The following is an 8,165-nucleotide window of genomic DNA, read 5'->3' as shown; positions in this document are numbered from 1 at the left end:
GGTTCTTCTGTTGTTGCTTCTGCTGTTTCGATTGCTGGTTATACTTATGATCCAACTGATAGTCGTAGTGTTGTTAGTGGTATAGTTGCTGGTAATGGTAGTTTGGTGTTGAAGCTTTACTACACACGCAATCCTGACGTTGAATACATAGTGCATTATTACAGACAAGGTACATCCACTCCTGTTGCTCCAAGTGAAACCGTAACTGCTCAGACAATGGGTTCTACTGTGACTGTATCTGCAAAGAATATTGATGGCTATGTTGCTGCTCAACCTACCTCAGTGACTGCAGTGCTAAATGCTACCAATAATGTCTTTACATTCTACTACACTGTGACCCAATTTACCATAACCTACGAATTAAATGGCGGCACTCACTCCCAGACTCCTAGCACATACACTGTTGATGATCTTCCACTGTCTATTGCACTTCCAGATAAGACCGGTTACCCCTTCCTGTATTGGGTAGCAACTTTCTCTAATGGCTCACAGATCCAACTACCTACTAGTGAAATTCCCGCTGGCACTACTGGCAATATTAGATTAGCTGCAGTTTGGAGCATCACCCCAACCGAATACTCTGTTAGATACGTACTAAACGGCGGCGATCTCGCTCCTGGCTATCCAATAACATACAATGTGCAAAACAGCATAACAATCAATACCAACACTGTAGGCACTCCAACTATGGCAGGCTATACATTCCTACGCTGGACCGCAGTTTATGCTAATGGTACAATGTTTACATTGACTACTTCAGGTATTCCTACTGGATTAATCGGCGATGTTACCTTAGTTGCAATTTGGGATCCTACACCAATTTCATATAATGTTATCTATGAATTGGCCGGCGGTGTTAATGCTCCAGGTAATCCTGAAACATATACCGTGAAAAGTATCTTCCCAATACCTGTATATGCACCAACTAGAGCAGGCTATGAATTCCTATACTGGGTAATAACCTACTCAAACGGTACTCAACGTCAGCTGCCTACTTCAGGTATTATCGATGGTACTACTGGCAACATTTGGTTGACTGCAGTTTGGAACCCTAACCCAATTTCATACTCTATTAGCTATGATTTGGATGGTGGTATTCCTGATACTGGCAACCCCAGTATATACAATGTGGAAAGTGGCGCAATTAGCATAGCTTCTCCAACTAAGGACAACTATACGTTCCAAGGCTGGATGATAACCTATGATGATAACACTACTCCAACATTGTTGTCTGGTTCAGTGATCCCTGCTGGTACTACTGGTAATATTCTGCTGGTTGCTATCTGGGAACAAAACCCATAAACCCCTTCCCTTTTTCTTTTTTTTCTATAAATCTACAACCCGACAAATGTGCCCTGATCGTTTTAGGATAATTTTATGCTCACGTTGCAACCTTAGGCGTCATAAAAACATCGCGTTAACTACCTTTATTTGGAGTCACATAGCAGCCTAACAGCAATAAACATCATCTCAACAGAACAACAAAACCCACACCCAACCACTCCGCCTCCGCATAGACTCCGTGATCTTTTCAAAAAGTAGGTGATAGTTACATTATTAGTGATTTGTGTGGTGTGGTTGTAGGAATGCTTTTTTGGTTAACTGTATTATGGTAAGTTGAATGATTATGGAGGAAGCGGAGTGAGAGTTGTTGTTTCGTGGAGCGGCGGCAAAGACAGTGCTTATGCTTATTGTCTTGCAAAGCAGCAGGGTCACCAAGTGGTTTCTTTTTTTACTTTGATGGTGAGTGAGGAAACCTCTAGTTTTCATATGCTTCCCGCAAATATCATCGAGGCGCAGGCTAGTGCGGCGGGGGTTTTGTTTGTAAAGCAGGTTTCTTCTGCTCAAAGCTACGAAGCAGATTTTATAGCGCTTCTAACTGATTTTAAACGTCAAGGGGTTGAGGGGTTAGTTACTGGGGATATTTGTGAGGTTGCTGGACATGAACCCGGCTGGCTGGATCGCATCTGCCAAAAAGTTGGCTTAACCCCAATAAAACCGCTCTGGATGAAAAATACCCATCAAATCTATCAAAATTATCTCAAAGCTGGTCTGAGTGCAACTGTGGTGCGTACCAACAAAGTTTTGGGTGTGGATTGGCTTGGTCGCATCTTGGATAGTCAATTCTATGTTGATATTCAAAAACTCCCCGGAGTTGATCCCTGCGGTGAGGGTGGTGAATATCACACTTTGATCACTGATGGTCCCAGCTTTAAGCAAAAAATAGAGTTGGTTGAGGCTGAGAAGAAATGCTTAGATAATGGCTCAGGATACTTAGACATCAAGAAGTGGTCTCTAACTCCCAAGTAGGTGTAACTTATGGATGTCATAGTTGCAAATAATCCGCTAAAAGCTCAACGTTTTCTCCAAGAGATTAAAGGTAAAACTCCGCTCTTTATAGCAACCATTGCTACTACGGAGACGGGTAAAATTCCTGGGTTGTCAGCGGCGGGTGTAAATCCCGATTTTACCGATTTCACTCCCCCAGCTGATGCTGAGTTGCTGTTGCTGGGCAAATGCAGATCCATTCAAGGTGTTCCTATAACTCCTGATGGTATCCCCACGCCTGCGCTTATAACCACCTCAGCATTGCATCTAGCGGATATACCCGTATTGATTGTAAACGGCGGAGTCAAAGTTAAGCCGCAGGTTCCCTATATAGATGTCAATGGCAGTCCGGGGCGCGATATTCGAAGCGGCGACTCGGTTGACAACGTCGAGGAAGTCATTGAGCGTTCTACAGTTGTTGGTGAGCATCTAGCAAAAACATCTGATTATTTGGTCATTGGTGAGAGTGTACCGGGAGGCACAACCACTGCATTAGGGGTGCTCTCAGCTCTAAATATTGTTGCTCAGGGCAAAGTCAGCAGTACCCTGCCAGCCAATCCCCATGACCTAAAAGCCCAAGTGGTTGCTGCCGGGTTAAGTGCCGCCGCCCAAAAATTTGGAAACTTTCAGGGAGACCCCATAAAAGCCATATCTGCAGTCGGCGACCCCATGATGGCCGCTGTTGCCGGGTTAGTTATTGGCGCTTCACATAAAACCCCCGTTCTGATGGCTGGTGGAACACAAATGACCGCCGTCTTAGCAGTTATAAACGCCCTAGAACCCAAAGCACTATGCAACCTAGCCATTGGCACCACCCGCTGGGTCACCCAAGACCAAACAAGCGATATATGTGGCATCGTCAACCAATTTTGCGACGTTCCCATCATAGCCGCCGATCTAAACTTTGGTACTTCTCAGTATCCGGGATTGCAAATCTATGAAACCGGACTAGTCAAAGAAGGCGTAGGCGCAGGCGGCGCCTCTATAGCGGCCATGGCCCAAAGCAGTGGAGCGGTTGATAAGCAAATTCTTCTTAAGGAAATAGAACGTAATTATGCCTCACTGATGATGCAGACCAAAAATAGCGGTAGCAACAGCAGTAGTAGTAAGTGAGTCTCTTGAGCATACTAAATCCGCTAAAGAATCTGTTGTCTTTCTTGACTGTTTTCCCAGTTAATATGGATGAAAATATGCTCACCGATTGCGCCAAGCACATGTGGGCGTTTCCCCTCATCGGGGCTTTGTTGGGTCTTTTAGCGGGTGCAGTAGGCTGGGTGGCCCTTCAATTCATTCCTAGTCTAGTTGTTGGAGCCATCAGCTTGGCTTTACTGCTATGGTTAACAGGCCTCCACCACACCGATGGCCTGCTAGATTTTGGAGATGGCATTATGGTTCATGGCAACGCTGAGAAAAAAATTGCGGTTATGCATGACCAACTCACAGGCGCAGGCGCCATCGGACTAACCCTTATGACCTACATAGTTACCGCATTTGCCTTTGCCGAGTTTGGCAAAACCATCCCAATTGCTGGATTCCAAATACCTTTGATTGTCCCAGGATTAATCATCGTTGAGGTATGTGCCAAGCTCTCCATGGTGACAGTTGCCTGGATTGGCAAATCCGTCCACCAAGGCATGAACTCAACTTTTCTATCAGCCATGCATGGAACCGGCGGCAACTGGCGCTTAATTGCCGCATTAATCATCTCATTTGGCATTGCCCTGCCTCTAATCGGCTGGAGCGGTCTATTTGTAGTTGCAGCCGCCATACTCACCGGATTAATCATGACTGCAATTGCCCACAAAAACTTTAACGGCGTCACAGGTGACGTATTTGGAGCCACAAACGAACTAACCAGAATGGTTTGTGCAGTTGTATTACTGGCGGTGATTACATGGGTATAACCGCATTAGTCATGGCCGGCGGAAAAGGCACCCGCATGAAACTCCCCCAAGAAAAACCCCTGATCGAGGTCAACGGCAAACCTGTTATCGAATATGTGTTAACAGCCCTAAAAAACGCAAAAAAAATCGACCGCATAATCGTTGCCACAACCCAGATCACCCCCAAAACCACTACTCATATTCAACAGCACCACCCAAACATAGAACTCATCCAAACCCCCGGCAAAGACTACGTATCCGACATGGGCTACACCGTACAAACCCTAAAACTAGGCGTATTTTTAGCCATAGCCGCCGACCTGCCCCTAGTAAAACCCGAAATAATCGACACTATCATCGAATGTTACCACCAATCAAAAAAACCCGCCCTAACAGTCGCAGTTCCAAAAGCAACCAAAATAGCACTGGGAATGTGTGTAGATTACTCCTTTGTAGAACAAGACCAAGAACTAGTCCCTGTGGGCATTAATGTAATTGATGGCAGCAAACGCTACGGCGATGAATGGCTAGACCAAGCCATATGCATCCTAAACCACCAAGAACTAACCGTCAACATAAACACCACCCAAGAACTCCAAATAGCCCAACACCTCCTACACCTCCAACAACAACAGCAACAACAAAAACAAAACACCACAGAAAACACTAACGCAGGCTAATTAGGCGTTAAGCTTAGCGCTTACAGGGTAGAGTTGAGCTTAACGTTTATATTTTGGTTTACTTTTTGCATATTTCCGAAATAGGTATTCTACTAAGTAGGGATAACAGTATGGCGTATTTAACAACAACAGGTTCAGGACAACCCGTCCTTATTCTAAAAGAAGGAACAACCCGAAGCAGAGGCAAAGAAGCCCAACGAAACAACATCATGGCCGCACGCGTCATCGGTGAAGTGCTAAAAACAACTCTAGGCCCCCGAGGCATGGATAAAATGCTCATCGACAGCCTAGGAGACATCACCATCACAAATGACGGCGCAGCCATCCTAAAAGAAATCGACGTAGAACATCCTGCAGCAAAAATGATGGTCGAAATCGCCAAAACCCAAGACGACATGGTCGGCGACGGAACCACAAGCGCAGTGGTGCTCTCAAGCGAACTCCTCAAAAAAGCCGAAGAACTCCTCGAACAAAACATCCACCCGACCATTCTTGTAAGCGGCTTTAGAAAAGCAGGCCAAAAAGCCATCGAAATCATCGGCAAAACCGCCCAACCCCTCGACACAAAAGACAAAAACCTCCTCCTCAAAGTCGCACTAACATCCATGAGCAGTAAATCCCTAGGTGCAGCACGTGACCACCTAGCCGAAATCACCATCGAAGCAGTCAAACAAATCACCGAACAACGCGGCGAAACAACAATCGCAGACATAGACAACATCCAACTCATCAAAAAAACCGGCAAAAGCCTCACAGAAACCCAACTAATCCAAGGCATCATCATCGACAAAGAAGTCGTCAACCCCGGCATGCCCAAACTCAAAGAAAACGCTAAAATCGCACTCCTTGACTCTGCCCTAGAAATCGAAAAAACCGAAATCTCAGCCGAAATCAGAATCAAAGACCCCAAACAAATGAAAGCATTCCTAGACCAAGAAAACACCATGATGCAAGACATGGTCACAAAAATCAAAGCCTCAGGCGCAACCATAGTCTTCTGCCAAAAAGGCGTCGACGACATGGTCCAGCACTTCCTAGCAAAAGACGGCATCATCGCCGCACGCAGAGTCAAAGAATCCGACATGGAAAAACTCGCACGCGCAACCGGCGGCAGAATCGTAAGCAACCTAGACGACCTCAAAAAAGAAGACCTAGGCTTTGCAGGCCTAGTGGAAGAACGCAAAATCGGCGACGACAAACTCATCTTCGTCGAAAAATGCAAAGACCCCCACGCAGTCGCCATCCTCATACGCGCAGGCCTAGAACGCCTAGTAGATGAAGCCGAACGCGCCCTAACAGACTCACTCTCCGTCGTATCTGACGTAATGGAAAACAACAAAATCGTCCCAGGCGGCGGCGCCATCGAAATCGAAATCGCCAAAGAACTCCGCAAATACGCAACCAAAGTCGGCGGCCGCGAACAACTCGCAGTCGAAGCCTTCGCAGACGCAGTCGAAGTCATCCCCCGCACCCTAGCCGAAAACGCAGGCCTAGAACCCATAGACATCCTAGTCGAACTCAGAAGTATACACGACAAAGACGACGGCAAATTCAAAGGCCTAAACGTCTTCACAGGCAAACTCCAAGACAGCATCGCAAACGGCGTCATCGAACCCATCATGGTCAAAGAACAAGCCATCAAATCAGCATCAGAATCAGCCGCACTCATACTACGCATCGACGACGTCATAACCGCCAAAGCACCCAAAGCACCCGCAGGTGCACCCGGCGGCATGGAAGACTAACCCCTTCCTCCCCACCTTTAACCCTTTTTAACTTATAATTTCTAATAGTCACAACTTTTAGCGGTTAACTTACCGTTCGATGCTCTACAGAGGAGACGGTAAATTAATAGAGGAGAAATGTGTATGTAGGCTAACTTATGCTCTGGTAGTATAGTCCGGTCAAGTATAGCGGCCTCTCGAGTCGCGGACCCGGGTCCGAATCCCGGCCAGAGCACCATCCTTCTGCTTCTGTTGACCTCCTAAATTTTTAAATTCCCAGAAAATACTAAGAACATGACAACCACTGAACTAATCCATGACTATGAACAACGCTTTGCAAGAGCATATTGTAGCCTCAACCAACTCCAAAATGGTGAAGTTATATAGTTTCCTTGACCCTCTAAGTGTTCGATCTTTCAATTGTCCGTGACGTTTATCTTGCTTTAATCCTTCAAACACCCAAGCGGAATAACCCATATACCATCATCACGTTGATACGCAATTTGTGTTGCTGTCACTATTGCTAAAAATGAAGGCATCCCCATTTTTTCTGTATTTACATTTTCTTTAATAAAATAATTACTGGATTTGGCCATATGTTTTTTCCTGTTTTGGCTAAAAATTTTTTCTTGATTTGGACAATAATAAAAGAATAACAAACTGTTCACGAACTGTAGACGGAAACATCTTCAAAGCCATCTAACACTCAGTTTATCGTTCAACGAAGTGAATGATGATAAAATTTTGAACGATAAAATGAACGATAACAAAGAAGATCGTGCGCGTATTCTTGTCTACATTGTGCAGAACGGAGCGATTAGCACAATGCAAACTGCGCAAACCATCGGGCGTTCGCACAGCACGCTCGCAGGGTATTGTTGTAACTTGTCAGCGAAAACATTCTTTGGCTCCTCAGGCGTGAACAGGAACAAGTCGTATCGTTTAAAGACAGTGTCTGATAAATTGTAATTTGTCTTCCCTCAAAATTATTTCATGTATAATCAAAGTTAAAATGAGTGGAAGAAATTTGGTGGTTTAGGCAAATTTTAATACTTTGTAAAGACCCACTCGTGATAGAATTATTAATGGGCACGCTAAAGAATGATTATGAGCTTCAATTCGGATTGGACAATTGATGATAGTGAAAAAGGCAAAGCGTTAAAAGCTGTTGAGGCTGAAACAAAGCCGTTAGAGTTGATTAATATGGCCAAAACCGTACCACTTCAGGATGTGCGTGTAGTAGCGATTAAGCAGGTAGAAGAACAAACAGGATTTGCTGATGTTGCCAAAGGTGATGACGATCCTGATGTGTGCATAGCGGCGGTTAAGAAGTTATCTGTACCCACTGTACTGGCTGACGTTGCCAAAAACGCTAGGTATTCTGATGTGCGCAGAGTAGCGCTTGAAAAATTAGATAACCAAGCATGGTTGGTTGATATTGCTAAAAACGCTAAATATTCTATTGTGTGTTTGGCGGCGGTTGAAAAGATCGATGATCAACAAGCGTTAGCTGATATTGCAAAAAATTCCAAATACACTGACGTACGCAT

The 8,165-nt window shown here is 45.1% G+C and carries 8 protein-coding genes and 1 tRNA gene; 8 read left to right on the top strand and 1 reads right to left on the bottom strand.

Features of this window, described 5'->3' with window-relative positions; all coding sequences use genetic code 11:
• The 7 genes from FWF39_RS11395 to FWF39_RS11365 form a co-directional block, all read left to right on the top strand.
• Positions 1-1,302 (top strand): InlB B-repeat-containing protein (locus tag FWF39_RS11395; RefSeq protein ID WP_343383561.1); only part of this gene is annotated, 1,302 nt, incomplete at its 5' end.
• A gap of 339 nt (positions 1,303-1,641) precedes the next feature.
• The gene (locus FWF39_RS11390; protein ID WP_343383560.1) at positions 1,642-2,310 is read left to right on the top strand and encodes a diphthine--ammonia ligase; all 669 of its coding nucleotides are present in this window, start codon (positions 1,642-1,644) and stop codon (positions 2,308-2,310) included.
• A 9-nt stretch (positions 2,311-2,319) separates the two neighbouring features.
• The gene (cobT, locus tag FWF39_RS11385) at positions 2,320-3,441 is read left to right on the top strand and encodes a nicotinate mononucleotide-dependent phosphoribosyltransferase CobT (protein WP_343383559.1); all 1,122 of its coding nucleotides are present in this window, start codon (positions 2,320-2,322) and stop codon (positions 3,439-3,441) included.
• Entirely contained in the window at positions 3,438-4,232 is a 795-nt protein-coding gene (cobS, locus tag FWF39_RS11380; RefSeq protein WP_343383558.1) for an adenosylcobinamide-GDP ribazoletransferase, read from the top strand. Before cobT ends, cobS begins: the two co-directional genes overlap by 4 nt.
• On the top strand, positions 4,223-4,891 hold the full coding sequence (locus FWF39_RS11375) for an NTP transferase domain-containing protein (RefSeq protein ID WP_343383557.1): 669 nt from the start codon (positions 4,223-4,225) through the stop codon (positions 4,889-4,891). The genes cobS and FWF39_RS11375 overlap by 10 nt, the downstream gene beginning before the upstream one ends.
• 110 nt (positions 4,892-5,001) lie before the next feature.
• Positions 5,002-6,636, top strand: coding sequence for a thermosome subunit beta (thsB, locus tag FWF39_RS11370; protein ID WP_343383556.1), 1,635 nt, complete (start codon positions 5,002-5,004; stop codon positions 6,634-6,636).
• A 139-nt stretch (positions 6,637-6,775) separates the two neighbouring features.
• Positions 6,776-6,853, top strand: a tRNA-Glu gene (locus tag FWF39_RS11365).
• Positions 6,854-7,058: 205 nt separating this feature from the next.
• Here the strand turns inward: FWF39_RS11365 and FWF39_RS11360 are convergent.
• A complete protein-coding gene (locus FWF39_RS11360; RefSeq protein ID WP_343383555.1) occupies positions 7,059-7,211 on the bottom strand; it encodes a hypothetical protein in 153 nt (50 codons plus the stop codon).
• A 511-nt stretch (positions 7,212-7,722) separates the two neighbouring features.
• Between FWF39_RS11360 and FWF39_RS11355 the strand changes: the two genes are divergently transcribed.
• Positions 7,723-8,165: hypothetical protein (locus FWF39_RS11355; RefSeq protein WP_343383554.1), on the top strand; the 443-nt coding region annotated here is incomplete at its 3' end.

Source organism: Candidatus Bathycorpusculum sp., assembly GCF_009778815.1.
Classification (GTDB): domain Archaea; phylum Thermoproteota; class Bathyarchaeia; order Bathyarchaeales; family Bathycorpusculaceae; genus Bathycorpusculum; species Bathycorpusculum hydrogenotrophicum.
Note: the sequence above shows the minus strand (reverse complement) of the source record. Positions and strands in the feature narration are given on the sequence as shown.

Excerpts from the sequence above, each read along its gene's own strand:
- cobT (WP_343383559.1), top strand. The coding sequence starts at position 2,320 with ATGGATGTCATAGTTGCAAATAATCCGCTAAAAGCTCAACGTTTTCTC.
- FWF39_RS11360 (WP_343383555.1), bottom strand. The coding sequence starts at position 7,211 with ATGGCCAAATCCAGTAATTATTTTATTAAAGAAAATGTAAATACAGAA.
- thsB (WP_343383556.1), top strand. The coding sequence starts at position 5,002 with ATGGCGTATTTAACAACAACAGGTTCAGGACAACCCGTCCTTATTCTA.
- FWF39_RS11375 (WP_343383557.1), top strand. The coding sequence starts at position 4,223 with ATGGGTATAACCGCATTAGTCATGGCCGGCGGAAAAGGCACCCGCATG.